Below are 24,527 nucleotides of genomic sequence, written 5' to 3' on the forward strand. Positions count from 1 at the left end.
GTACTGATGTCCACTCCTGGTATCGGCGCGGACCAGCGAGGGGGCAGGCGTGCCGGAGGCTCCTCCGGCACGCTCCGCAAGATCGGGGACGGCGCGGCCAACGTCGCGATCAAGGAACCCGGCCGGTTCTTCGCCCTGTGCCTGGACACGGCGCGGCAGCTGTTCCGCCCGCCCTTCCAGTGGCGCGAGTTCATCGAGCAGGCCTGGTTCATCGTCAGCGTCACCGTCGTCCCCACGATGCTGGTCGCCATCCCGTTCGGCGGCGTGCTGTCGCTGCAGGTCGGCGGGCTCATCCGGCAGCTCGGCGCGCAGTCCTACACCGGTGCGACCGCGGTGGTCGCGATCGTCCGCGAGGCCAGCCCGCTGGTCACCTCGCTGCTGGTCGCGGGCGCCGCGGGGTCGGCGATGTGCGCCGACATCGGCTCCCGCAAGATCCGCGAGGAGATCGACGCCATGGAGGTGCTCGGCATCAACCCGCTGCAGCGCCTCGTGGTGCCGCGCACCCTCGCGTGCGCGTTCGTCGCGCTGTTCCTGAACGGCCTGGTGTCGGTGGTCGGCCTGCTCGGCGGCTACTTCTTCAACGTGGTGCTGCAGGACGGCACGCCGGGCGCCTACCTCGCCTCGTTCAACGCGATCGCGCAGCTGCCCGACCTGGTGCAGGCGGAGATCAAGGCGTTCGTGTTCGGCATCACCGCCGGGCTCGTCGCGGCCTACAAGGGCCTGAACGCCAAGGGCGGCCCGAAGGGCGTCGGCGACGCGGTCAACCAGACCGTCGTCATCACCTTCATGCTGCTGTTCGTCGAGAACTTCATCATCTCGACGCTGTACACCCAGTTCGTCCCGGCGAAGGGCATGTGATGGCGGCCCCTACCAAGGCGGGCAAGGCCGTCAACCGGGCGATCAGCGCGCCCCTGGACCGGCTGGACGACTTCGGCCACCAGATGTCGTTCTACGTCCGCGCGTTCGCGTGGACGTTCCGGGTGCTGCGCCGGTACCGGACCGAGGTGCTGCGGCTGCTGGCCGAGGTGAGCCTCGGCACCGGCGGGCTCGCGGTGATCGGCGGCTCGGTGGTGATCGTCGGCTTCATGACGTTCTTCACCGGCAGCCAGGTCGGCCTGGAGGGCTACGAGTCCCTCGACCAGATCGGCACGGCCGCGTTCACCGGCTTCATCGCCTCCTACTTCAACACCCGCGAGATCGCGCCGCTGGTGTCGGCGCTCGCGCTGTCGGCGACGGTCGGCTGCGGGTTCACCGCGCAGCTCGGCGCGATGCGGATCTCCGACGAGATCGACGCGCTCGAGGTGATGGCGGTCCCGTCGATGCCGTTCCTCGTCACCACCCGGATGATCGCGGGGATGGTCGCGGTGATCCCGCTGTACGTGGTGGGCCTGCTCGCCTCCTACGGCGCGACGCGCGTGATCGTGACGATGTTCTACGGCCAGTCGTCCGGCACCTACGACCACTACTTCCACCTGTTCCTGCCGCCGCACGACATCTACTGGTCGTTCGGCAAGGTGATCATCTTCTCGGTGCTGGTGATGCTGATCCACTGCTACTACGGCTACAACGCCAGCGGCGGCCCGGCCGGCGTGGGCATCGCGGTGGGCCGCGCGGTCCGCACCAGCATCGTCGTGATCAACGTGGCGGACCTGCTGCTCGGCATGGCCATCTGGGGCACCAGCACCGGCGTCCGGATCGCGGGGTGACCGGGCTGTGATCGAGAGGAACCGGTCATGAGCGAACGCATGCGCTACCGCGTGCTCGGGCTGGCCATGATCCTGGTGATCGTGCTGCTGCTGGCGCTGACCGTGGCGTTCTACAACAAGTGGTTCACCCCGGTGACGAACGTGAAGGTCGCGACGGAGCGGGCCGGGCTGCAGCTGCTGCCGCACGCGGACGTGAAGGTGCGCGGCATCATCGTCGGCGAGGTGCGCGGCACGCACGTCACCGGGAACGGCGCGACGCTCGACCTCGCGCTGGACCCCGGCAAGGCCAAGCTGATCCCGAACAACGTGCAGGCGCGGCTGCTGCCGAAGACGCTGTTCGGCGAGAAGTACGTCGACCTGGAGATCCCGCAGCAGGCGGGCCCGCAGGGGCTGCGCGCCGGGCAGACGATCCAGCAGGACCGCTCCCAGCAGGCCGTCGAGATCAACAAGGTGCTGGACGACCTGCTGCCGCTGCTGCAGGCGGTGAAGCCCGCGGAGCTGAACACCACCCTGAACGCGCTGGCGACGGCGCTGCAGGGCCGCGGCGAGCAGATCGGCCAGGACATCGACGAGGCGAACACGCTGCTGAAGAAGGTCAACCCGCAGCTGCCGACGCTGGTACACGACCTGCACGGCCTCGCCGACGTGTCCGACATCTACGACCAGGCGGCGCCGGACCTGCTGCAGACGCTCCGCAACATCAACGTGACCAGCCGGACGATCACCGACAAGAAGGCGACGATCGAGCAGCTGATCCCGGCGACGACCGCGCTCGCGCAGGACGGGAACGCGTTCATGACGCAGAACGCCCCGAAGATCGTCGGGGTGAACATCGCGAGCCGCGCCGGGCTGTCGCTGATCGCCCGGTACTCGCCGTCGCTGCCGTGCGTGTTCGCCGGCCTGGTGAAGCTGCGGCCGGAGGCCGAGCGGGTCGCGGGCGGCAACGGGTCCAAGACCTTCAACCTGACCGTCGAGATCGTCAAGCCGCGGCCGGGCTACAAGTACCCGCTGGACCTGCCCGAGGCCAAGGACCAGCGGAACCCGCGCTGCTACGGGCTGCCGAACCCGAAGGTGCCCTCGCCGGACTACCTGGCGCTGGACGGCACCGAGGACGACCTGTGGTGGAAGAACCCCGACGACCCGAACGGCGGTAGCGGGGCCGGCTCGCGCGGCCGCGGCATCTCCGACGTGTTCGTCGACCCGGGCTCGATGAGCGAGAACGAGAAGATCAAGAACATCGTGGGGCCGATGACGCGGACCCCCGCCGACCAGGTCTCCGACGTCGCCTCGCTGATGTACGGGCCGCTGCTGCGCGGATCGGTGGTGACGATCAAGTGAGGACGACCAGCGCCGCGGTCAAGCTCGGCATCTTCGTGGTGCTCACCGCGCTCGCCACCGGCGTGCTGGCGATGACGATCTCCAATGCCCGGTTCGGGCCGTCCCGCGAGTACAAGGCGATCTTCACCGACGCGACCGGGCTGCTCGACAACGACGACGTGCGCGTCGCGGGCGTCCGGGTCGGCCAGGTGAAGGGCATCAAGCTGTACCACGGCAACCTGGCCCAGGTGACGTTCAGCATCCAGAAGAGCGGGGTGTTCGAGGCGGGGCTGCCGGCGTCCACGCAGGCGCAGATCCGCTACCGCAACCTGATGGGGCAGCGGTACCTGTCGCTGAGCGACGGCGCCGGGCAGGCCAACACGTACCTGAAGGCGGGCGGCACCATCCCGGTCGCGCAGACCCAGCCGGCGCTCGACCTGACCGCGCTGTTCAACGGGTTCCATCCGCTGTTCCAGGCGCTGGAGCCGAAGGACGTCAACACCCTCGCCACGCAGATCGTCCAGGTGCTGCAGGGCGAGGGCGGGACGGTCAACAGCCTGCTGTCGCACGTGGCGTCGCTGACGAACACGCTCGCCGACCGCGACCAGGTGATCGGCGACGTGATCGACAACCTGAACACCGTGCTCGGCACGATCGACGACCGGCACCAGCAGGTCGAGCAGCTGATCACCGACCTGCGCGGGTTCGTCAGCGGGGTGTCCGGCGACCGGCAGGCGATCTTCGACTCGGTGTCGGCGATCGACCAGCTGACCGGGACCACCGCGGGCCTGCTGAAGCAGTCCCGGCCGGGGATCAAGAGCGACATCGCCGGGCTGAAGCAGCTCACCGGCACCCTCAACGCCAACAGCGGCGAGCTGAACGCGGCCCTGGAGGGCTCGCCGAAGACGCTGCAGAAGCTGGTCAGCATCTCCCAGTACGGCTCCTGGTTCAACATGTACATCTGCGGCCTCGACGCGCGGGTGCGGCTGCCGGGCGGACCGGTCTACCAGACGCCGGCGATCGTGAACGAGAACGCGAGGTGCAAGTAGATGAGGATCCCGTTCCGGGAGCGCAACCCGGTCCCCATCGCCCTCGTCGCGTTCGCGGTGATCGTGCTGGCGCTCGTGCTGGCGATGAACATCGGGAACATCCCGTTCGTCAACGGCGGCACCACGCACACCGCGACGTTCGCGGAGGCCGCCGGGCTGAAGTCGGGGGAGGAGGTCCGGATCGCCGGCGTCAAGGTCGGCAAGGTCACCGGCCTCGACCTCGACCACGGCCGCGTCAAGGTCACCTTCCGGGTGGACAAGGACGTGAAGCTCGGCGACCGGACGCAGGCCGACATCAAGATCAAGACGCTGCTCGGCCAGCACTTCCTCGCGCTCACCCCGCGGGGGACGGGCAGGCTCGGCCGCAACATCCCGCTGAAGGACACGCACACCCCGTTCGAGGTCGTCCCCGCGATCAGCCAGCTGAGCCAGCGGGTCAACGACATCGACACCGTGCAGCTCGCCAAGTCGTTCGACACCCTGTCGGACACCTTCAAGAACTCCCCGCCGGAGGTGAAGGCGTCCCTGCAGGGGCTGCGGCGGCTGTCGAACACCGTCGCGTCCCGCGACGACCAGCTGCACGAGCTGGCCGGCAAGGCCAAGGACGTCTCGCAGCTGCTGGCCGACCGCAACCAGGACTTCGCCAAGCTCGTCCAGGACGGCGACAAGGTGCTCCAGGCGGTGCAGGCCCGCCGCGCGGTCATCCACCAGCTGCTGATCAACACCGTCTCGCTGTCGCAGCAGGTGAACGCGCTGATCAGCGAGAACCAGGCGCAGCTGAAGCCGATGCTGGACAACCTCACCAAGGTCAACAGGATCTTGCTGAAGAACCAGGACAACCTGGACCGGACGATCCAGCTGTTCGCGCCGTACGCCCGGCAGTTCTCCGACGTCGTCGGCACCGGCCGCTGGTTCGACTCCTACATCCAGAACCTCATCCCGATCCCCGCCTCGATCCAGGACGCCCCGAAGAGCACGGGCACCGGGACGGGCGCCACGACCCAGGGCGGCGGACAGAACAAGCAGAACAAGCAGAACGGCCAGACCGGTACCGGCAACAACAGCGACAACCCGTTGCCGTTCCTCCCGTGAGCAGGCAGGTTCCTAGTGCGTAACTCCGCGTTGATACTTCGCCTGGGCGGCGCGATCCTCGCCGTCGCGGTGCTTGCGGCCGCGCTCGTCCTGCTCCTGCAGGAACCCAAGCAGCGGCACATGACGGCGTACTTCACCAAGACCGTCGGCCTCTACAAGGGCGCCGAGGTCCGCATCCTCGGCATCCCGGTCGGCGAGGTCACCAGCGTCAAGCCCGTCGGCGACGCGGTGAAGGTCGAGCTGAGGTGGGACGCCAAGTACAAGGTCCCGGCGAACGCCGAGGCCGTCATCGTCAACCAGACCCTGGTCGCCGACCGCTACGTCCAGCTCACCCCCGCCTACACCGGCGGGCCCGTGCTGGCGGACGGCGCGACGCTGACCACCACCCGCACCCGGGTGCCGGTCGAGGTGGACGAGGTCAGCGGCAGCCTGAACGACCTCACCAAGGCGCTCGGCCCGCAGGGCGCGAACGCCACCACCCCCGACAAGCAGCAGGGCTCGCTGTCGCGGCTGCTGCAGGTCGGCGCCGCGAACCTGCAGGGGCAGGGCGACGACATCCGGCAGACGATCGCCGACACGTCGCAGATGCTGAGCACGCTCAGCACCGACCGCGGCGACATCGCCACGACGATCCGGAACCTGCGGATCATCACCGACACGATGAAGGCGAACGACCAGCAGATCCGGTCGTTCAGCACCCATCTGAACGGGGTGTCCGGCCAGCTGGACGGGGAGAAGGAGGAGCTGAGCGCGGCCCTCAACACCCTCGCCCCGACGCTGCGGAACGTGCAGAAGTTCATCAAGGACAACCGCACCGAGCTGTCGTCGAACGTCCGGCAGCTCGCGCAGGTCACCGGCGTGCTGGTGAAGGAGAAGGACGCGCTCGCCGAGGTGCTGACCGCCGGCCCGCTCGCCATCAACAACCTGGCCCGCGCCTACGACCCGATCAGCGGCACCATCCACACCCGCGACAACTTCCGCCAGTTCAACAACCTGGCCGACTGGGTGTGCTCGCTGGCGTACTCGGTCGGGACGCCCGCCAAGCAGTGCCTGGACTTCGTCAAGCCGTACAACGGCATCGGCAAGGCCCTCGCCGGGGTCAGCCTGGACCTGTCCTGGATCACGGCGCTGACCACGCACTACGACCCGGTGCCGATCCCGCCGGACGCCTACGGCCCCGGCGGCCGCAGCGGGTCCAAGAGCACCAAGACGTCGAAGAACGCCAAGACGACGAAGACGAGCACGGCGAACGCGCACGACCCGAAGAGCATCACCTCGCTGCTGCCCGGAGGTGCCGGATGAGCAGGACACCCCGCAGGCGCGCCGCGACGGCCACGGCGGCAGGCAAGGCCACGTCCGGCACGGTCGCGTCCGGCACGGTCGCGTCCGGCAGGGCGGGCAAGGGCCGGGCGCTGCCGCGGCGGACGAAGCTGCTCGGCGCCGCCGCCCTCGCGGGCGTCACGGCGCTGTCGGGCTGCTCGTTCAACGGCGTCTCGTCGCTTCCGCTGCCCGGCGGCCCCGACCTCGGCTCCAACCCCCGCACCGTGAAGATCGAGTTCGCGAACGTGCTGGACCTGGTGCCGCAGTCGGTGGTGAAGGTCAACGACGTGTCGGTCGGCAAGGTCACCAAGGTCGACCTCGCCGGCGGCAGCGCCGGCTGGCACGCCGTCGTCACCGTCAAGGTCCGCGGCGACGTGAACCTCCCCGACAACGCCACCGCGACCATCAGCCAGACGAGCCTGCTCGGCGAGAAGTTCGTCCAGCTGTCGCCGCCGGCCGACCAGGCGCCGACCGGGCGGCTCGGGTCCGGCGACGTGATCCCGCTGTCGCGCACCGGCCAGGGCACCGAGATCGAAGAGGTGCTGTCGGCGATGTCGCTGCTGCTGAACGGCGGCGGCATCCAGCAGGTCGCGACGATCAGCCACGAGCTGCAGGCCGCCATGAGCGGCCGGGAGGGCTCGATCCGCGCGGTGCTGCAGGAGGTCAACACCTTCGCCGGGACGCTGGACACCAACCGCGCCGCGATCACCCGGGCGCTGGACAGCCTCGACCGGCTCACCGGCAAGCTGTCCGACGAGCGCAAGACGATCAGCGACACGATCGACCAGACCGGCCCGGCCATCACGATCCTCAAGCGCAACCGGGCCGACCTCACCAAGATGCTGGTCGCGCTGGACAAGCTCAGCCGCACCACCACCGACGTGATCGACAAGTCGCAGGCCAACTTCGTGGCGAACCTGAAGGACCTGAACAAGATCCTCGCCAACCTGAACAAGGCCGGCTCCGACCTGCCGAACGCGCTGCAGTCGCTGATCACCTTCCCGTTCCCGCCGACCTTCGCCAACGTCATCGAGGGCGACTACGGCAACGTGAAGCTCACCGTCGACCTCGACTTCAACGACCTCGCCCAGAACCTGCTCGGCGGCACCGACCTGGAGAACCAGATCGGCAGCGGCAAGCAGATGCGCAACATGCTGCAGGTGCCCAACGTGACCCTTCCCGACTCGCCGCTCGGCTCGCTGCCGCAGTCGTCCGGCGGCGGCGCCGGCGGGCTGCCCGGCCTGCCCGGCGCGACGACGCCGGCGCCCACGCCGACGCCGACCAAGGGCGCGAAGAAGACCGGGACGGCGGGCTCCGGCGGCACCAAGACCGGCGCGCTGGCCCCGGCTCCGGGCGACGACGGTCTGCGGACCCTGATGGGGGGCCTCTGGTGATCCTCAAGCGCGGCGTCATCATCCAGCTGATCGCCTTCGCGGTGATCACGGTCGTCGGCGTGACGATCGTGCTGGTGAACTACATCGGCGTCGGACGGCAGGTGCTCGGCAAGCAGTACACCGCCTACGTCGACCTGTCCGACTCCGGCGGCGTGTTCACCAACGCGGAGGTCACCTACCGCGGCGTCCCCGTCGGCCGGGTCGGCCCGATGTCGCTCACCAAGGACGGCATCAGGGTCAAGCTGCAGCTCGACCGCGGCAAGCGGATCCCGCGCGACGGCACCAAGGCGATCGTCGCGAACCGGTCCGCGGTCGGCGAGCAGTACATCGACCTGGAGCCGACCAAGAAGACCGGCCCCTACCTCGACCAGGGCAGCCCGTACACGATCCCGGCGAGCATGACGTCGCTGCCGGTGCGGACCGAGGAGCTGCTCCGCAACGTCGACCAGCTCGTCGGGTCGGTGAACACCAAGGACCTCGGCACGATCGTCGACGAGCTGGACAAGGCGTTCAACGGCTCCGCGTCGGACCTGCAGTCGATCCTGGACGACACGCACCGGCTGCTGCAGACCGCGAACCAGGCCTACCCCGACACCAAGCAGCTGCTCGACAACAGCGTGACGGTGCTCGACACCCAGCGCAGCGAGGCCGCGAACATCCGCGGCTTCGCCCGCAACCTCAACGACTTCACCGCCTCGCTGCGCAAGGACGACCCGGCGCTGCGGCAGACGATCGACAACGCCCCGGCCGCCGTCGACCAGACGCACAAGGCCATCGACCAGCTGGCCCCGACGCTGCCGACGCTGCTGGCGAACCTGTCCACCACCGGGCAGGTGATCACGTCCCGGCAGAACGGGCTGCGGTCGCTGTTCATCCTCTACCCGGTCGAGGTGGCCGGCGCGTTCACCGTCACCCCCGGCGACGGCACCCAGCACCTCGGCCTCGACCTGAACATCAGCTCGCCGCCCGCGTGTACCAAGGGCTACGAGGGCGTCAAGCACCGCTGGCCGCAGGACACCTCGCTGCGCAACCCGCCGCTGGACGTCGGCTGCAAGGCCCCGCACAACTCGTCGACGGACGTGCGCGGCGCCCGCAACTTCCCCAAGGACGCGCTCACGCCCGTCCCGCAGCTGCCCCCGGGCGCCACCGCCGGCGCGGGGTTCCCCGCGGGCGGCGCGTACGGGACGGGCTCGGACTCGGGTTCCGGCTCGGGCTCGTCCGAGGCGAAGGGCAAGGGCAAGAGCTCCGGCGACGGCTCGGCGAACGGCAAGGCCGCCGCCGCGGCGGCCGCCCCGACCGGCGAGCTGTCGAATGGTCGGCTGTACCTGTCGTATCCGGCCAATTCAGTGGAATTCGCTGGATACGATCCGTCGACGGGCGCGGTCTACGGCCCGGACGGCAAGAAGTACGTCATGCCACGGACCGCCGGCAATCGTGAGTTGGGAGATTCCTCGTGGAAGTGGCTCATGCTCGGACCCCTGAGCCAGTGAGGCGGGGCCGATGAGACGCCTCTCGCCGCAGATCGCCACGCTCGTCCTCGGCGTGCTCGCCATCGCCCTCGCCGTCTTCACCGGCGTCTACTCCGTCCGCGTGTACCACGGCGAGGACGCCTCCGACCAGCGCGCGAAGGCGACGCAGTCGGCCCGCCAGATGGGCGTCAACCTGATGACGATCAGCGCGTCGTCCGCGCAGAAGGATCTCGACCGGATCGTCGCGGGCACCACCGGCAACCTGAAGAACAAGCTCTCCTCGCAGTCCAAGACGCTGCTCGGCACGCTGAGCCAGACGCAGGCGAAGTCGACCGTCAGCCAGGTCGAGGCCGGGGTCGTCTCCATGGACGGCGACTCCGCCGAGGTGATGGTCTCCCTCAACGGGACCGTCACCAACCCCAAGGTGAAGGACGGTGCCCCGCGCGCCTACCGGTACCTGATGGAGCTCAGCCGGGTCGGTGACCGCTGGCTCGTTTCCGATCTGGAGGTGGTCCCGTGACCATGCTCGGCCGGGGCAAGCGCTCCGCACCGGAGAAGGGCAAGGGCCCCCGCAAGGGCGGCGCGGCCGGCAAGGGCGGCGACGAGGGCGGCGAGAGCCGTCCCCGCACGGCCGCCGAGCAGGCCGCGCGGGCCGAGGAGGCCGCGGAGGCGGCCCGGCTCGCCGAGGAGGCCGCCGAGCGCGCGCGCGAGGCCGCGCGGCTGGCGCAGATCGCCGCGGACGCGGCCGCCGCCGTCGACGAGGCGGAGGAGACCGCGGAGGACGCGGACGAGGACGCCGGTGAGGCCCCCGGGAAGGCGGAGAACGCCGTCAAAACGGCTGTGAAGCCCCGTCGCACCAAGAAGGCCCCCGAAGCCGCGCCGGAGGACGACGAGCCCGCAGCGGACGGCTCAGCGCCCGCTGAGGCGTCCGCCGCCGACGTCGACGAGGTCGAGACGGGCGCGAAGCCCGAGACCGAGTCCTCCGAAGAGGACTCCGAGGACGACGACGCCAAGGCGGAGACCGACGCCGAAGACGAGGACTCCGACGAGGACGATGACGCCGACGACGCCGAGGACGACGCGCCCGAGGCCAAGCGCGGCAGGAAGCTGAGCTTCAAGAAGGCCGCCAAGGTCGAGGCCACCGACGACGACGAGGAGGAGGACGAGGACGACGAGCCGGGGCGCCGCTTCGGCACCGGCGGGTTCACGCTGCTCGCCGTTCTGGTCGTCCTGGTCCTCGCGCTCGGCACCGCGTCGACGCTGCTGTTCCTCAAGCAGCAGAAGCAGAGCGCCACGGACGACGCCCGCAAGAACGGCCTGTGGGCCGCGTCCAAGGCCGCGCAGGAGCTGTCGTCCTACGACTTCCGGACGATCGACACCGACACCAAGGCCGCCGCCGCCATGACGACGGGCAAGCTGCACGACGACTACGTCAAGCAGATCCCGTCCTTCAAGGCGCAGGCGACCGCGCAGCAGCTCGTCGGGACGACGACGGTGATGAAGACGGGCGTGATCAGCGCGACCCCGGACCGGGTCGTGGCGCTGGTCTACGCCGACCGCTCGTCCGCCACCAAGAACGACAAGACGCAGCAGCTCCCCGAGTCGCTGCGGCTGAAGATGACCATGGTCAAGGTCCACGGGAAGTGGCTGGCCGAGAAGGTCGACGTCATCTCCTGACGACCGGCGACCGGCGTCTCCTGACGGTCGGGCGACCGGCGTCTCCCTGACGATCCGCGTCCGCCGGCGACCCGCCGGTACGCGAACGGAAGCCTCGGGCGACCACCCCGCGCGGGTGGTCGCCCGAGGCGTTCGCGGAGGGTGCGGCGGGCGGGACCGGAGGGCGCGCCGGGGGCCGGGAGGCGGGTGCTTCGCGCCGGGGTGCGGGGACACCTAAACTATGGCCTTCCTCACTGCAGGTCAGAGCCCGAAAAGTCCAAGTCCGCTCTTGACTGCAAGGCCCTGAGGGGCGATGCTCCATGGCAACGTGATGCATACTGCGGCGCTAGAGTTGCGAGCGGTGTACCGGTCGGCTACACTGCCCCTTTGCGCTGCCCTCTGACTATCCACGTGTGAGAGCACTCCCGAGCGGGTCCGTTTTGGACCCTAACGCACGGGTCTTGGACGTGGATCGTCTGGCGTGCGTGTCGTCAGTTACGCCGCGAGCCCTCGGAAGGACCACTCTTGGCAGCCTCGCGCAACGCCTCGAATACCGCAACCGGTCCGAACCGCGTCTCCTTCGCGCGCATCAAGGAGCCGCTCGAAGTCCCGGACCTCCTTGCTCTGCAGACCAACTCCGTTGACTGGCTGCTGGGCAATGAGAGGTGGAAGGCCCGGGTCGAGGCGGCCCAGAAGGCCGGAAGTAAGAGCGTCCCGACCCAGTCGGGGCTGGAGGAGATCTTCGAAGAGATCAGTCCGATCGAGGACTTCTCCGGGACCATGTCCCTCTCGTTCCGCGACCACCGGTTCGAGCCGCCCAAGTACTCCGTCGAGGAGTGCAAGGACAAGGACATGACCTACTCCGCCCCGCTGTTCGTCACGGCGGAGTTCATCAACAACACCACCGGTGAGATCAAGAGCCAGACGGTGTTCATGGGCGACTTCCCGCTCATGACCCCGAAGGGCACCTTCATCATCAACGGCACCGAGCGCGTCGTGGTCTCGCAGCTGACCCGCTCGCCCGGCGTGTACTTCGACCGCGCCCTCGACAAGGCGTCCGACAAGGACATCTACGGCTGCCGGGTCATCCCGAGCCGCGGCGCCTGGCTCGAGTTCGAGATCGACAAGCGCGACAACGTCGGCGTGCGCATCGACCGCAAGCGCAAGCAGCCGGTCACCGTGCTGCTCAAGGCCCTCGGCTGGGACGAGGCCCGCATCCGCGAGCACTTCGGCGCCTACGAGTCGATCAACGTCACCCTGGAGAAGGACCACACCTCCGGCCAGGACGACGCGCTCCTCGACATCTACCGCAAGCTGCGGCCGGGCGAGCCGCCGACCCGCGAGTCGGCGCAGACCCTGCTGGAGAACCTGTACTTCAACCCGAAGCGGTACGACGTCGCCAAGGTCGGCCGCTACAAGATCAACAAGAAGCTCGGCCTCGACCTGGACATGCGCCAGGGCACCCTGACCGAGGACGACATCGTCGCCACGATCGAGTACCTCGTCCGGCTGCACGCCGGCGAGGAGGAGGCCACCCTCGGGGCCGTCCCCGTGCCGATCGAGGTCGACGACATCGACCACTTCGGCAACCGGCGCCTGCGCACGGTCGGCGAGCTCATCCAGAACCAGGTCCGGCTGGGCCTGGCCCGCATGGAGCGCGTCGTCCGCGAGCGGATGACCACCCAGGACGTCGAGGCGATCACGCCGCAGACGCTGATCAACATCCGGCCGGTCGTCGCCTCCATCAAGGAGTTCTTCGGCACCAGCCAGCTGTCGCAGTTCATGGACCAGACCAACCCGCTGGCCGGGCTGACGCACAAGCGCCGCCTGAACGCCCTCGGGCCCGGCGGCCTGTCCCGTGAGCGCGCCGGCATGGAGGTCCGCGACGTCCACCCGTCGCACTACGGCCGCATGTGCCCGATCGAGACGCCGGAAGGCCCGAACATCGGCCTGATCGGCTCGCTCGCCGCGTTCGGCCGGGTCAACCCGTTCGGGTTCGTCGAGACCCCGTACCGCAAGGTCGAGGACGGCCGGGTCACCGAGCAGATCGACTACCTGACGGCCGACGAGGAGGACCGCTTCGTCATCGCGCAGGCCAACTCCCTGCTCAACGAGGACGGCACCTTCCAGGACGACCGCATCCTGGTCCGCCGCAAGGGTGGCGAGGTCGAGCTGGTCCCGGCCCGCGAGGTCCAGTACATGGACGTCTCGGCCCGGCAGATGACCTCGGTCGCGACCGCGATGATCCCGTTCCTGGAGCACGACGACGCCAACCGCGCGCTGATGGGCTCCAACATGCAGCGCCAGTCCGTCCCGCTGCTGCGCAGCGAGGCGCCGCTGGTCGGCACCGGCATGGAGTACCGCGCGGCGACCGACGCCGGCGACGTGATCACGGCCGAGAAGGCCGGCGTCGTCGAGGAGGTCTCGGCCGACTACGTGACCGTCATGAACGACGACGGCACCCGGACGACCTACCGCGTGTCCAAGTTCAAGCGCTCCAACCAGGGCACCTGCTTCAACCAGAAGCCGATCGTGGACGAGGGCCAGCGGGTCGAGTTCGGGCAGGTCATCGCCGACGGCCCGTGCACCGACAACGGCGAGATGGCGCTCGGTAAGAACCTGCTCGTGGCGTTCATGCCGTGGGAGGGCCACAACTACGAGGACGCGATCATCCTCAGCCAGCGCCTGGTGCAGGACGACGTCCTCTCCTCGATCCACATCGAGGAGCACGAGGTCGACGCCCGCGACACCAAGCTCGGCCCCGAGGAGATCACCCGGGACATCCCGAACGTCTCCGAGGAGGTCCTGGCCGACCTCGACGAGCGCGGCATCATCCGCATCGGCGCGGACGTCGTCCCCGGCGACATCCTGGTCGGCAAGGTCACGCCCAAGGGCGAGACGGAGCTGACCCCCGAGGAGCGGCTGCTGCGCGCGATCTTCGGCGAGAAGGCCCGCGAGGTCCGCGACACCTCGCTGAAGGTGCCGCACGGTGAAGAGGGCAAGGTCATCGGCGTCCGGGTGTTCTCCCGCGACGAGGGCGACGAGCTCCCGCCCGGCGTGAACGAGCTGGTCCGGGTGTACGTGGCCCAGAAGCGCAAGATCACCGACGGCGACAAGCTGGCCGGCCGGCACGGCAACAAGGGCGTCATCTCCAAGATCCTCCCGGTCGAGGACATGCCGTTCCTGGAGGACGGGACGCCGGTCGACATCGTGCTCAACCCGCTGGGCGTGCCCGGCCGGATGAACGTCGGCCAGGTCCTGGAGACCCACCTCGGCTGGGTCGCCTCCCGCGGCTGGAAGGTCGAGGGCGACGACGCCGACTGGAAGCGGGCGCTCAGGGAGATCGGCGCGGACGAGGCTCCGCCGTGGACGAACACCGCGACGCCGGTGTTCGACGGCGCGCGCGAGACCGACGTCACCGGGCTGATCGAGAGCACGCTGCCGAACCGCGACGGCAACCGGATGGTGGGCCCGGGCGGCAAGGCGAGGCTGTTCGACGGCCGCACCGGCGAGCCCTACAAGGACGCGCTGTCGGTCGGCTACATCTACATCCTCAAGCTGCTCCACCTGGTCGACGACAAGATCCACGCGCGCTCGACCGGCCCCTACTCCATGATCACCCAGCAGCCGCTCGGCGGTAAGGCCCAGTTCGGCGGCCAGCGCTTCGGTGAGATGGAGGTGTGGGCGCTGGAGGCGTACGGCGCCGCCTACGCCCTCCAGGAGCTGCTGACCATCAAGTCCGACGACGTGCTCGGCCGCGTGAAGGTGTACGAGGCCATCGTCAAGGGCGAGAACATCCCCGAGCCCGGCATTCCCGAGTCCTTCAAGGTGCTCATCAAGGAGATGCAGTCGCTCTGCCTCAACGTCGAGGTCCTGTCGAGCGACGGCATGTCCATCGAGATGCGCGACACCGACGAGGACGTCTTCCGCGCCGCGGAGGAGCTCGGCATCGACCTGTCCCGGCGCGAGCCGAGCAGTGTCGAAGAGGTCTGATCAACTCAAGGGGAAAACAGTTGCTTGACGTCAACTTCTTCGACGAGCTTCGCATCGGCCTGGCGACCGCCGACGACATCCGCCAGTGGTCCCACGGCGAGGTGAAGAAGCCGGAGACGATCAACTACCGGACCCTCAAGCCGGAGAAGGACGGGCTCTTCTGCGAGAAGATCTTCGGTCCGACCCGGGACTGGGAGTGCTACTGCGGCAAGTACAAGCGCGTCCGGTTCAAGGGCATCATCTGCGAGCGCTGCGGCGTCGAGGTGACCCGCGCCAAGGTGCGCCGTGAGCGGATGGGCCACATCGAGCTGGCCGCGCCGGTCACGCACATCTGGTACTTCAAGGGCGTCCCGTCGCGCCTCGGCTACCTGCTGGACCTGGCCCCGAAGGATCTCGAGAAGATCATCTACTTCGCGGCCTACATGATCACCAGCGTGGACGCCGAGCGCCGCGACCGCGACCTGCCGACGCTGGAGGCCCACATCTCCGTGGAGCGCCAGCAGATCGAGCAGGCCCGCGACGCGCAGGTCGAGGCCCGCCAGCAGAAGCTGGAGGGCGACCTGGCGGAGCTCGAGGAGGCCGGCGCGAAGGCCGACCAGAAGCGCAAGGTGCGCGACGGCGCCGAGCGGGAGATGAAGCAGCTGCGCGACCGCGCGCAGCGCGAGCTCGACCGCCTCGACGAGGTGTGGAGCCGGTTCAAGAACCTCAAGGTCCAGGACCTGGAGGGCGACGAGCTGCTCTACCGCGAGATGCGCGACCGGTTCGGCAAGTACTTCGAGGGCGGCATGGGCGCCGCGGCCATCCAGGCGCGGCTGCAGAACTTCGACCTCGACGCCGAGGCGGAGAAGCTGCGCGACATCATCCGCACCGGCAAGGGCCAGAAGAAGGCCCGCGCCCTCAAGCGGCTGAAGGTCGTCTCGGCGTTCCTCAACACCCGCAACAGCCCGCTCGGCATGGTGCTGGACTGCATCCCGGTGATCCCGCCGGACCTGCGTCCGATGGTGCAGCTGGACGGCGGCCGCTTCGCGACCTCCGACCTGAACGACCTGTACCGCCGGGTCATCAACCGGAACAACCGGCTCAAGCGCCTGCTCGACCTCGGCGCGCCCGAGATCATCGTCAACAACGAGAAGCGGATGCTGCAGGAGGCCGTCGACGCGCTGTTCGACAACGGCCGCCGCGGCCGCCCGGTCACCGGGCCGGGCAACCGTCCGCTGAAGTCGCTGTCCGACATGCTCAAGGGCAAGCAGGGCCGGTTCCGGCAGAACCTGCTGGGCAAGCGCGTCGACTACTCCGGCCGTTCGGTCATCGTCGTCGGCCCGCAGCTGAAGCTGCACCAGTGCGGCCTGCCCAAGCAGATGGCGCTGGAGCTGTTCAAGCCGTTCGTCATGAAGCGGCTGGTCGACCTCAACCACGCGCAGAACATCAAGTCCGCCAAGCGGATGGTCGAGCGCGCGCGCCCGGTCGTGTGGGACGTGCTGGAAGAGGTCATCACCGAGCACCCGGTGCTGCTGAACCGGGCGCCGACCCTGCACCGCCTGGGCATCCAGGCGTTCGAGCCGCAGCTGGTCGAGGGCAAGGCCATCCAGATCCACCCGCTCGTCTGCACCGCGTTCAACGCGGACTTCGACGGCGACCAGATGGCGGTGCACCTGCCGCTGTCCGCCGAGGCGCAGGCCGAGGCGCGGATCCTGATGCTGTCGACCAACAACATCCTGAAGCCGTCGGACGGCAAGCCCGTCACCATGCCCACCCAGGACATGGTCATCGGCCTGTACTGGCTGACGACGCAGAAGGACGGCGCCGACGGCGAGGGCCGCGCGTTCGGCTCGATCGCCGAGGCGATCATGGCCTACGACCGGCGCGAGCTGGACCTGCAGGCCAAGATCCAGATCCGGCTCAAGGACGTCCCGCCGCCGCGCGGCTGGCAGGCGCCCGAGGGCTACGAGCCCGGCCAGCCGTACCGGCTGGAGACCACGCTCGGCCGCGCGCTGTTCAACGAGGCGCTGCCGGACGACTTCCCGTTCGTCGACGACGAGATCGGCAAGAAGCAGCTCTCGGCGATCGTCAACGAGCTGGCCGAGACGTACCCGAAGGTCGCGGTGGCCAACGCGCTGGACGCGCTGAAGAGCACCGGGTTCCACTGGGCCACCCGGTCCGGTGTGACCATCTCCATCGACGACGTCGTCACGCCGCCGAACAAGCAGGACATCCTGTCCGGCTACGAGGCGCGCGCGGAGAAGGTGCAGCGCGAGTTCAACCGCGGTCTGATCACCGACGACGAGCGCAAGCAGGAGCTCATCGAGATCTGGAACAAGGCCACCGCGGACGTCGCGGTGGACATGGAGAAGGCGTTCCCGAAGGCCAACCCGATCTGGATGATGATCCAGTCGGGCGCCCGCGGCAACCCGCTCCAGCTGCGCCAGATCGCCGGCATGCGCGGCCTGGTCTCCAACCCGAAGGGCGAGACCATCCCGCGGCCGATCAAGTCGTCCTTCCGCGAGGGGCTGTCGGTCGTCGAGTACTTCATCTCGACGCACGGCGCCCGGAAGGGCCTCGCGGACACCGCGCTGCGGACCGCCGACTCGGGTTACCTGACCCGGCGCCTGGTGGACGTCGCGCAGGACGTCATCGTCCGCGAGATCGACTGCGGCACCGACCGGACGATCCCGTTCGAGGTCGCCGAGAAGCTGCCGGACGGCACGCTGGTCAAGCTGGCCACCTCGGAGACCGCGCTGATCGGCCGCACGATCGCCGAGGACGTCGAGGTCGACGGGACGGTCATCTTCCCGGCCGACACCGACCTGTCCGACGCGGTGGTGACCCGGCTGGTCGAGGCGGGCGTCGAGTCGGTGCGGACCCGCAGCGCGCTGGTCTGCGAGGCGAAGATCGGTGTCTGCGCCGCCTGCTACGGCCGCTCGCTGGCGACCGGCAAGCGGGTGGACGTCGGCGAGGCCGTCGGCATCATCGCCGCGCAGTCCATCGGTGAGCCCGGCACGCAGCTGACCATGCGGACGTTCCACACCGGCGGTGTCGCCGGCGGCGACATCACGCACGGTCTGCCCCGCGTCCAGGAGCTGTTCGAGGCCCGCATCCCGAAGGGTGTGGCCCCGATCAGCGAGGTCGCCGGCCGGATCAAGATCGACGAGACGGAGAAGACCCGCAAGGTCGTCGTCGTCCCGGACGACGGCTCCGACGAGATCGGCTACCAGGTGCCCATGCGGTCCCGGCTGCTGGTCAAGGAGGGCGAGCACGTCGACGTCGGCCAGCAGCTCATCGCGGGTGCGATCAACCCGCACGAGGTGCTGCGCATCCTCGGCCCCCGCGCGGTGCAGCTGCACCTGGTGCAGGAGGTCCAGGAGGTCTACCGGTCGCAGGGCGTGTCGATCCACGACAAGCACATCGAGATCATCGTCCGCCAGATGCTGAAGCGGGTGAACATCCTCGAGTCGGGCGACACCGAGCTGCTCCCGGGCGACCTGGTGGAGCGTCCGATCTTCGAGGAGACGAACCGGAACGTCGTGGCCGAGGGCGGCACGCCCGCCGCCGGCCGCCCCGTCCTGATGGGCATCACCAAGGCCTCGCTCGCGACCGAGTCGTGGCTGTCGGCGGCGTCCTTCCAGGAGACGACCCGGGTGCTCACCGAGGCCGCGATGCACGCCAAGAGCGACCCGCTGCTCGGCCTCAAGGAGAACGTCATCATCGGCAAGCTCATCCCGGCCGGTACCGGCATGCCGCAGTACCGCAACGTCCGGGTCGAGCCGACCGAGGAGGCGAAGGCGGCGGTGTACTCCGTCGGCTCCTACGACGACGGCGCCGAGTACGCCTTCGGGCAGGGCTCCGGCGAGGCCGTGCCGCTGGAGGAGTACGACTTCGGCCAGTACAACCGGTAACACCTGAACCGGGGCGTCGCGCCCCGGTGGCGAGGGCCCCTTCCGCTGCGGCGGGAGGGGCCTTCCGCGTCTGCGGCGCCGTGCGCGGCGTCCTGTACGGCCGGGCGATCTACCTGCGGTTTTGTCGGTTTTCTTGACCTTTGAGCGTGTTTTGCGGTGCTGTGCCCGGGGACGACCCAGATGCTGGCTAAAGTCGCGTCGGGGGAGGAAATCATATGAAGAGGGTCATGACCGCAACGCTGTTCGCCACCGCCGTCGTGCTCGGCGGGATCGGCGGGGTCGGTACCGCGAGTGCCGCCCAGCCGTCCGCGAGCGACCAGGGGACGCAGCAGCACTGCCGCACCTACTCGAGCGTGAAGGAGTGCGGGAAGATCGACCTCAACGCCAAGCAGCGCGCTTGCGCGGAGAAGTACGTCAAGCTGGGAATGACCCACGCGCGCGCCGAGGTGGAGTGCCACGCCTTCGCCTGATCGGCTCGCCCGATCGGTCCGACTGACCGACGCAACGGAAAAGGGCCCGCTCCCTCGGGAGCGGGCCCTTCCGCGTCGCGGGGACGGGGGCGCCGGGATCGGTGCGGCGGCGCCTGATCAGTGCGGGGGCGCCTGGTCGGTCCACTGCGTGACCTCGAACGCCTGGTAGGACGCCAGGTCACCGGGGCGGCTGAACCGGTCCGGCATGTTCCTCGCCTCCAGCGCGCGCGGCTTCCCGTCGTCCCCGGGGCGCAGCGGGCGGCTGCCCTTCGGCGGCGTCGCCACCAGGTCCCGGACGGCCAGCAGCGTCCCGCGGTCCGGGTCGACGATCAGCTGGCGCGTGTAGGTGCCGAGCTGCTTGGGCGCGGTGAACAGGCCGAGTGGGACCGTGGCCTTCAGCGGCAGCGAGATCACGTTGCCGGTGCGGCCCAGCGGATCGGCCGTGCGCCCCCCGGCACGGACGCCGGGCTGCGCCGCGAGCATCCGGAACGCGGCGGCGCGCACCCTCGGCGGCGCGGGCGCCGTGGACAGCAGCGCGGTCGTCACGTCGCTCAGCGCCCGGACGCGCTCCTGCCCCCGCAGCGCGCGGATCGGTTCCTTCTCCGGCTTCGCCGAGTACGCGTGCCAGTCGCCCCGCAGGTTCAGCAGCGCGTCCTCCAGCGCCTTCGGCTCCGTGGGGAGCTGCACGAGCTTCGCCGGCGTGAGGCCGTAGGCGGAATCGTCCGGCGACGTGGGGAACGGGCCCGCGGGCCCGGAGCCCGTCCCCATGTCCAGGAAGACGGAGCCGGCCGCGCCCTCGGGATCGGGCACCCGGGCCATCTTCGGTGCCCCCGCCGCCCGCCACTTCCGCGCGTCCTGCGGGGTGAGCGGGACGTCGACGGGGTCGAGGTGGACCATGCTGCCCTTGCCGTCGCGGCCCGTCCAGGTCTCGTTGCCCTGCCGCGAGTCGACCTTGTAGAAGTCGTCCGCGCTCCTGCCGACCGCGTAGATCTCGCCGCTGATGCTCCGGGTGTGCCAGTACGCGCCGAGCGGGGCCTTCTCGGCGTTGGTGGCGGCCACCAGCAGGACGTTCCCCTCCTTCGGCGGCGCGGTGCGGCTCCGCCCGGCGTCTCCGGGCTGCGCCACCACGACCGCGGCCGCCCCGGCGGCGAGGGCCGCCGCGACCGCGCCCGCGAGCGGGAACCGCAGACGGCGGCGGAGCGGACGGGGCCGGACGGCGCCCGCCTTGGAGTCGCCCGTCACGTCCGGCCGCCAGCCGATGCGCGCGGCGAGCACGTCCGGGCGCTCCTCCTCGGCCAGGGCCGTCCGCATCCGGCGCAGCGCGTCGAGTTCATCCATCGTTCTCCTCCTGGGGGAGGGCCTTGCGGAGCTTCGTCCGGGCCCGGTGGATCTTGGCCTTGACGGTGCCGAGCGGCAGCCCGAGCGCCGCGGCGATCTCGCCGTAGGACATCTCGGCCCACGCCAGCAGCAGCACCGCGTCGCGCTCCTGCGCGCTCAGCGACGCGAGGGCCTTCGCCAGCTCGGGACCGAGCGCCGCGGCCGCCGCCCGGTCCCCAGCGCGCTCGGCGACGCCGTCCTCGGCGGGGTCCACGCCGGTCCGCGCGAACGCCCGGTACATGCGGGTCTCGTGCCGGTGGTGCTTGGCGATCAGGTTGGAGGCGATGCCCCACAACCAGGCGCCGAACTCCGCGCGCCCGTCGAACCGCCCGCGCTGCCGGAACGCGGTCGCGAACGCCTCCGACACCAGGTCGTCGGCCAGGACGGGCCCGAGCCGCCTCCGGACGTAGGCGTGCAGCCGCGGCGCGTGCCGGCGGAACAGCTCGCCGAACGCCTCCGGGGTACGCAGCGACACCGCCACGATCTCGGCGTCGCCCAGCTCGCCGGGAGCCTGGCTCACCACGGCCATGGGCGTCTCTTCATGGTGGGTCTCCGTGACTCTGGGGGGACTGACACCCTCCTCTATCCCGAACCCCGAATTCCGGTTGCGTTCGCGGGCGTTTGGTGGTGGCCCGAGCGGCGGTGCACCGTGGAGAACGCTGAACGAGAGGAGACGACGATGGAACAGGTGCGGCTCGGGACGACCGGCACGCGGGTCTCGCGGATCTGCCTCGGCATGATGAGCTTCGGGGACCCCGCGCAGCGCCCCTGGGCCCTGGACGAGGAGGCCGCCGAGCCGATCGTCCGCAGGGCCGTCGAAGGCGGTGTGACATTCTTCGACACCGCCGACATGTACTCGCGCGGCGTGAGCGAAATCATCACCGGGCACCTGTTGGCGAAGCTGTTCCCGCGCCGGGACGACTACGTCCTCGCGACCAAGGTCTGCCTCCCCGTGGGCGACGCCCCCAACGACAAGGGCCTGTCCCGCAAGCACATCCTGGCCGCCATTGACGACTCGCTACGGCGCCTGGGCACCGACTACGTGGACCTCTACCAAATCCACCGCTGGGACTGTGACACGCCCATCGAGGAGACCATGGAGGCCCTCCACGACGTTGTGCGCGCGGGCAAGGCACGGTACATAGGCGCGTCCAGCATGTTCACGTGGCAGTTCGCCAAGGCGCAGCACGTGGCCGACAAGAACGGCTGGACGAAGTTCGTCACCATGCAGAACCACTACAACCTCCTCTATCGCGAAGAGGAGCGGGAGATGAACCCGTTCTGCGTCGACCAGGGCGTCGGCCTCCTCCCGTGGAGCCCCCTCGCACGCGGCCGGCTCGCGGGCAACCGCGACCGCGGCGGGCGCGCCAACACCCTCCGCGCGGGCAACGACGCCTACGGCGAGATGATGTACGACGAGGCCGACTTCGACGTCGTCGACGTCGTCCGCGAGGTCGCCGGGGAGAAGGGCGTCCCCATGGCGCAGGTCGCGCTCGCGTGGCTGCTGGGGCGGCCGGGCGTGACGGCCCCGATCGTCGGCGCGACGAAGGTCGCGCACATCGACGACGCGATCACGGCGGCCGGGCTCGTCCTGGACGACAAGGACGCCGAGCGGCTGGAGGCGCCGTACCGGCCGCACCCGGTCCGCGGGCACGGCTGATCCGCCCGCCGGGACGTTCCCGCAGGTGGCACCCCCGGTCGGAACGGACCGGGGGCGCCGGACGTCTATCTTTGGCGATGATTTGCGATACCACCGGCGATCGGGGCAGGCTGGGGGCCAGAACGCCCACGGGCGGCCAGACCGCCACGGGGCGAGACGAGTGACAGATCCGGGGACCGCACGGCGGATCCCCGGGCGACCGGGACTGAGGAGCCCCGGGACGACGGCGCTGAAGGAGCCCGACGATGACCGAGAATGACGGCACGCAGGGACCGCAGCGGCCGTTGCCGGAGGACGAGGGGCGGCAGGCCCCCGAGGAGCGGGGCGAGCCCCCCGCGCGCCCGCTCGGCGACCGGACCGTGGTGTTCGGCGCCCCGCAGCTGGGCGGCGCGGCCGGCGGGCAGCGGCCCCCGGCTCCGCAGGAGCCCGGCGAGCCGGAGCGGCAGACGCCTCCGCCTCCGCCCCCGACGATGGTCGAGCAGCCGCTGCGGCAGTACGGCGAGCAGCCCCCGGCGCCGCCCCAGCAGCAGTACGGCGTCCCCCAGTACGAGCAGCAGCAGGAACAGCAGCCCTACGGGCAGCAGCCCGGCCAGGCGCCCTACGGCGCGCCTCCCGGCCCGGGCGGCTTCCCCCCGCCGGAGCAGCAGCAGTACGGCGGGCAGTACGAGCAGCAGCAGTACGGCCAGCCGCAGCAGCAGGGCTACCCGCAGCAGCCGATGCACGGCGCCCCGCAGGAGCAGCAGCCGTACGGCCAGCCGCCGTTCGGCGGCCAGGGCGGGTACGCGCCGCCCGCCGAGCCCCGCGCGCCCGAGGGCGGGACGCCCGCCGAGCAGGCCCCGCCCGCGCCGGGCCAGCCGCAGGACGCCGGCACCGACCGCACCCTGATCGTCCCCGGCCCGGGCACGGGCGGGCAGGAGCCCGAGCGGCCGCAGCGGCCCCCGGTCGACGACCAGGCGACGCTGCACTGGTCGCCCGGCACCGACGTCCCCGTCGCGACCGGCCCCGAGCGGCGGCAGGAGCCGCCGGCCGAGCCGTGGCAGGCGCCGGTCCCGCCGTCGACGCCCGAGCCGTGGTCGCCGGAGGCGGGCCGGCAGCCGGGCGGGCCGGGCCAGGGCCAGGCCGACCACGAGCGGACGATGATGGTCCCGCCGCCCGAGTCGGGCTTCGGCGGATCCCCGCAGGCGGGTTCCCCGCAGGAGGAGCCGCCCGCGTTCGGCGCCCCCGCCGACCGCGGCGTCGAGGACGCCCGGCCGACCGAGGCGTTCGACCCGTCCGCGCAGTCGCAGGGGCGGCACGCCGCGGAGCCGTCCGGGGGGATGGCCGAGCACACCCGGCTGGACATCGGGCAGCAGTCGTGGCAGCCGCAGGCCCAGCAGCAGCAGCCGCCGCAGCCCGGCGCGCAGCCCTTCGGCCAGCAGGACCAGCAGTACGGCCAGCAGGACTACGGCCGGCAGGGCGCCCAGCAGTTCGGCCAGCAGGGCGAGCAGCAGCAGTACGGCGCGCAGCCGTTCGGCGCCCAGCAGGACCAGCAGCAGTACGGCCAGCAGCAGGGCCAGCAGTTCGGGCAGCAGGACTACGGGCAGCAGCAGGATTACGGCCAGCAGGGCTTCGGCCAGCAGCAGGATTACGGGCAGCAGCAGGGCGCGCAGCAGTTCGGCCAGCAGGGCCAGCAGGGCGACCAGCAGCAGTTCGGCGGCCAGCCCGCGTTCGGCCAGCCGGGCCAGCCCGGTCAGCATGGCCAGTTCGGCCAGCCGGGGCAGTACGGCCAGCCGCCCGCGTACGGCGGCGACGAGGGCAAGGGCGGCAAGAGCAACACGCTGCTCTACGTCATCGGCGGCGCGGTCGTCGCGGTGATCCTGATCGTCCTGATCGTCGCGTTCGTCCTGTAGCAGGCCCGGCCGGGGGAGGACGTAAAAGGTCGTCCACGTCTTCCCCAAGGGCCGGGGTGTGGGTCACAATGCCGACGGGTCTTCCCGCCACCGCGCGGGAAGACCCGTCGGCGTTCTTCCGTTGATCTGTACGGCGCGTCGGCTTTCGAGCCTCCGGGCTTGCGCCGGACCGGGCTCACGCGGTAGTGCGCTGTTCGCTTTGCACTTTCGCGGAGGGGTCGGTAACCTCTTCACTTGTGCCC

The 24,527-nt window shown here is 70.2% G+C and carries 17 protein-coding genes; 15 read left to right on the top strand and 2 right to left on the bottom strand.

The annotated features are described in order from the left end of the window. The 13 genes from F9B16_RS27940 to F9B16_RS28000 all read left to right on the top strand — a co-directional run. Positions 1-858, top strand: an 858-nt coding sequence (locus F9B16_RS27940) for an MlaE family ABC transporter permease (RefSeq protein ID WP_449699365.1), incomplete at its 5' end; no start/stop codon positions are given. Beyond that, entirely contained in the window at positions 858-1,706 is an 849-nt protein-coding gene (locus tag F9B16_RS27945; RefSeq protein ID WP_151543189.1) for an MlaE family ABC transporter permease, read from the top strand. The genes F9B16_RS27940 and F9B16_RS27945, both read left to right, overlap by 1 nt. 27 nt (positions 1,707-1,733) lie before the next feature. Further along, positions 1,734-3,044: an MCE family protein gene (locus tag F9B16_RS27950; protein ID WP_225991998.1), complete on the top strand. Its 1,311-nt coding sequence runs from the start codon at positions 1,734-1,736 to the stop codon at positions 3,042-3,044. Then, positions 3,041-4,072, top strand: a complete 1,032-nt coding sequence (locus tag F9B16_RS27955) for an MCE family protein (protein ID WP_151543190.1) — start codon at positions 3,041-3,043, stop codon at positions 4,070-4,072. Before F9B16_RS27950 ends, F9B16_RS27955 begins: the two co-directional genes overlap by 4 nt. Next, positions 4,073-5,164, top strand: coding sequence for an MCE family protein (locus F9B16_RS27960; RefSeq protein WP_151543191.1), 1,092 nt, complete (start codon positions 4,073-4,075; stop codon positions 5,162-5,164). A gap of 30 nt (positions 5,165-5,194) precedes the next feature. Continuing rightward, positions 5,195-6,466, top strand: a complete 1,272-nt coding sequence (locus F9B16_RS27965) for an MCE family protein (RefSeq protein WP_225991999.1) — start codon at positions 5,195-5,197, stop codon at positions 6,464-6,466. Next, the gene (locus F9B16_RS27970) at positions 6,463-7,878 is read left to right on the top strand and encodes an MCE family protein (protein WP_151543192.1); all 1,416 of its coding nucleotides are present in this window, start codon (positions 6,463-6,465) and stop codon (positions 7,876-7,878) included. The genes F9B16_RS27965 and F9B16_RS27970 overlap by 4 nt, the downstream gene beginning before the upstream one ends. After that, positions 7,875-9,368, top strand: coding sequence for an MCE family protein (locus F9B16_RS27975; RefSeq protein WP_151543193.1), 1,494 nt, complete (start codon positions 7,875-7,877; stop codon positions 9,366-9,368). Before F9B16_RS27970 ends, F9B16_RS27975 begins: the two co-directional genes overlap by 4 nt. Positions 9,369-9,378: 10 nt before the next feature. Beyond that, positions 9,379-9,867 (top strand): hypothetical protein, encoded by a 489-nt coding sequence (locus tag F9B16_RS27980; protein ID WP_151543194.1) that lies wholly within the window; start codon positions 9,379-9,381, stop codon positions 9,865-9,867. Further along, positions 9,864-11,024: a hypothetical protein gene (locus tag F9B16_RS27985; protein ID WP_151543195.1), complete on the top strand. Its 1,161-nt coding sequence runs from the start codon at positions 9,864-9,866 to the stop codon at positions 11,022-11,024. Before F9B16_RS27980 ends, F9B16_RS27985 begins: the two co-directional genes overlap by 4 nt. A 504-nt stretch (positions 11,025-11,528) precedes the next feature. Then, positions 11,529-14,996 (top strand): DNA-directed RNA polymerase subunit beta, encoded by a 3,468-nt coding sequence (gene rpoB, locus F9B16_RS27990; RefSeq protein ID WP_151543196.1) that lies wholly within the window; start codon positions 11,529-11,531, stop codon positions 14,994-14,996. A gap of 20 nt (positions 14,997-15,016) precedes the next feature. Then, positions 15,017-18,889: a DNA-directed RNA polymerase subunit beta' gene (locus F9B16_RS27995; protein WP_151543197.1), complete on the top strand. Its 3,873-nt coding sequence runs from the start codon at positions 15,017-15,019 to the stop codon at positions 18,887-18,889. Between the two features lie 227 nt (positions 18,890-19,116). Next, positions 19,117-19,359: a hypothetical protein gene (locus F9B16_RS28000; RefSeq protein ID WP_151543198.1), complete on the top strand. Its 243-nt coding sequence runs from the start codon at positions 19,117-19,119 to the stop codon at positions 19,357-19,359. 117 nt (positions 19,360-19,476) lie between these two features. Here the strand turns inward: F9B16_RS28000 and F9B16_RS28005 are convergent, their stop codons facing one another. Both F9B16_RS28005 and F9B16_RS28010 read right to left on the bottom strand, forming a co-directional pair. Continuing rightward, on the bottom strand, positions 19,477-20,697 hold the full coding sequence (locus F9B16_RS28005; protein ID WP_151543199.1) for a CU044_5270 family protein: 1,221 nt from the start codon (positions 20,695-20,697) through the stop codon (positions 19,477-19,479). Then, a complete protein-coding gene (locus tag F9B16_RS28010; protein ID WP_151543200.1) occupies positions 20,690-21,265 on the bottom strand; it encodes an RNA polymerase sigma factor in 576 nt (191 codons plus the stop codon). Before F9B16_RS28010 ends, F9B16_RS28005 begins: the two co-directional genes overlap by 8 nt. A gap of 150 nt (positions 21,266-21,415) precedes the next feature. Here F9B16_RS28010 and F9B16_RS28015 point away from each other — a divergent pair, with 150 nt between their 5' ends. Both F9B16_RS28015 and F9B16_RS51260 read left to right on the top strand, forming a co-directional pair. Then, positions 21,416-22,396 (top strand): aldo/keto reductase, encoded by a 981-nt coding sequence (locus F9B16_RS28015; protein ID WP_151543201.1) that lies wholly within the window; start codon positions 21,416-21,418, stop codon positions 22,394-22,396. A 245-nt stretch (positions 22,397-22,641) separates the two neighbouring features. Beyond that, positions 22,642-24,285, top strand: a complete 1,644-nt coding sequence (locus tag F9B16_RS51260) for a hypothetical protein (RefSeq protein WP_192809028.1) — start codon at positions 22,642-22,644, stop codon at positions 24,283-24,285. The last annotated feature ends 242 nt before the right edge of the window (positions 24,286-24,527 follow it).

The organism is Actinomadura montaniterrae, assembly GCF_008923365.1.
Lineage (GTDB): Bacteria > Actinomycetota > Actinomycetes > Streptosporangiales > Streptosporangiaceae > Spirillospora > Spirillospora montaniterrae.

What these genes read in the sequence shown, in the direction of transcription:
- F9B16_RS27960 (WP_151543191.1), top strand. Translation starts at nt 4,073, where the DNA reads ATGAGGATCCCGTTCCGGGAGCGCAACCCGGTCCCCATCGCCCTCGTC.
- F9B16_RS28015 (WP_151543201.1), top strand. Translation starts at nt 21,416, where the DNA reads ATGGAACAGGTGCGGCTCGGGACGACCGGCACGCGGGTCTCGCGGATC.
- F9B16_RS28005 (WP_151543199.1), bottom strand. Translation starts at nt 20,697, where the DNA reads ATGGATGAACTCGACGCGCTGCGCCGGATGCGGACGGCCCTGGCCGAG.
- F9B16_RS27980 (WP_151543194.1), top strand. Translation starts at nt 9,379, where the DNA reads ATGAGACGCCTCTCGCCGCAGATCGCCACGCTCGTCCTCGGCGTGCTC.
- F9B16_RS28000 (WP_151543198.1), top strand. Translation starts at nt 19,117, where the DNA reads ATGACCGCAACGCTGTTCGCCACCGCCGTCGTGCTCGGCGGGATCGGC.
- F9B16_RS27970 (WP_151543192.1), top strand. Translation starts at nt 6,463, where the DNA reads ATGAGCAGGACACCCCGCAGGCGCGCCGCGACGGCCACGGCGGCAGGC.
- F9B16_RS28010 (WP_151543200.1), bottom strand. Translation starts at nt 21,265, where the DNA reads ATGGCCGTGGTGAGCCAGGCTCCCGGCGAGCTGGGCGACGCCGAGATC.
- F9B16_RS27950 (WP_225991998.1), top strand. Translation starts at nt 1,734, where the DNA reads ATGAGCGAACGCATGCGCTACCGCGTGCTCGGGCTGGCCATGATCCTG.
- F9B16_RS27945 (WP_151543189.1), top strand. Translation starts at nt 858, where the DNA reads ATGGCGGCCCCTACCAAGGCGGGCAAGGCCGTCAACCGGGCGATCAGC.
- F9B16_RS51260 (WP_192809028.1), top strand. Translation starts at nt 22,642, where the DNA reads ATGACCGAGAATGACGGCACGCAGGGACCGCAGCGGCCGTTGCCGGAG.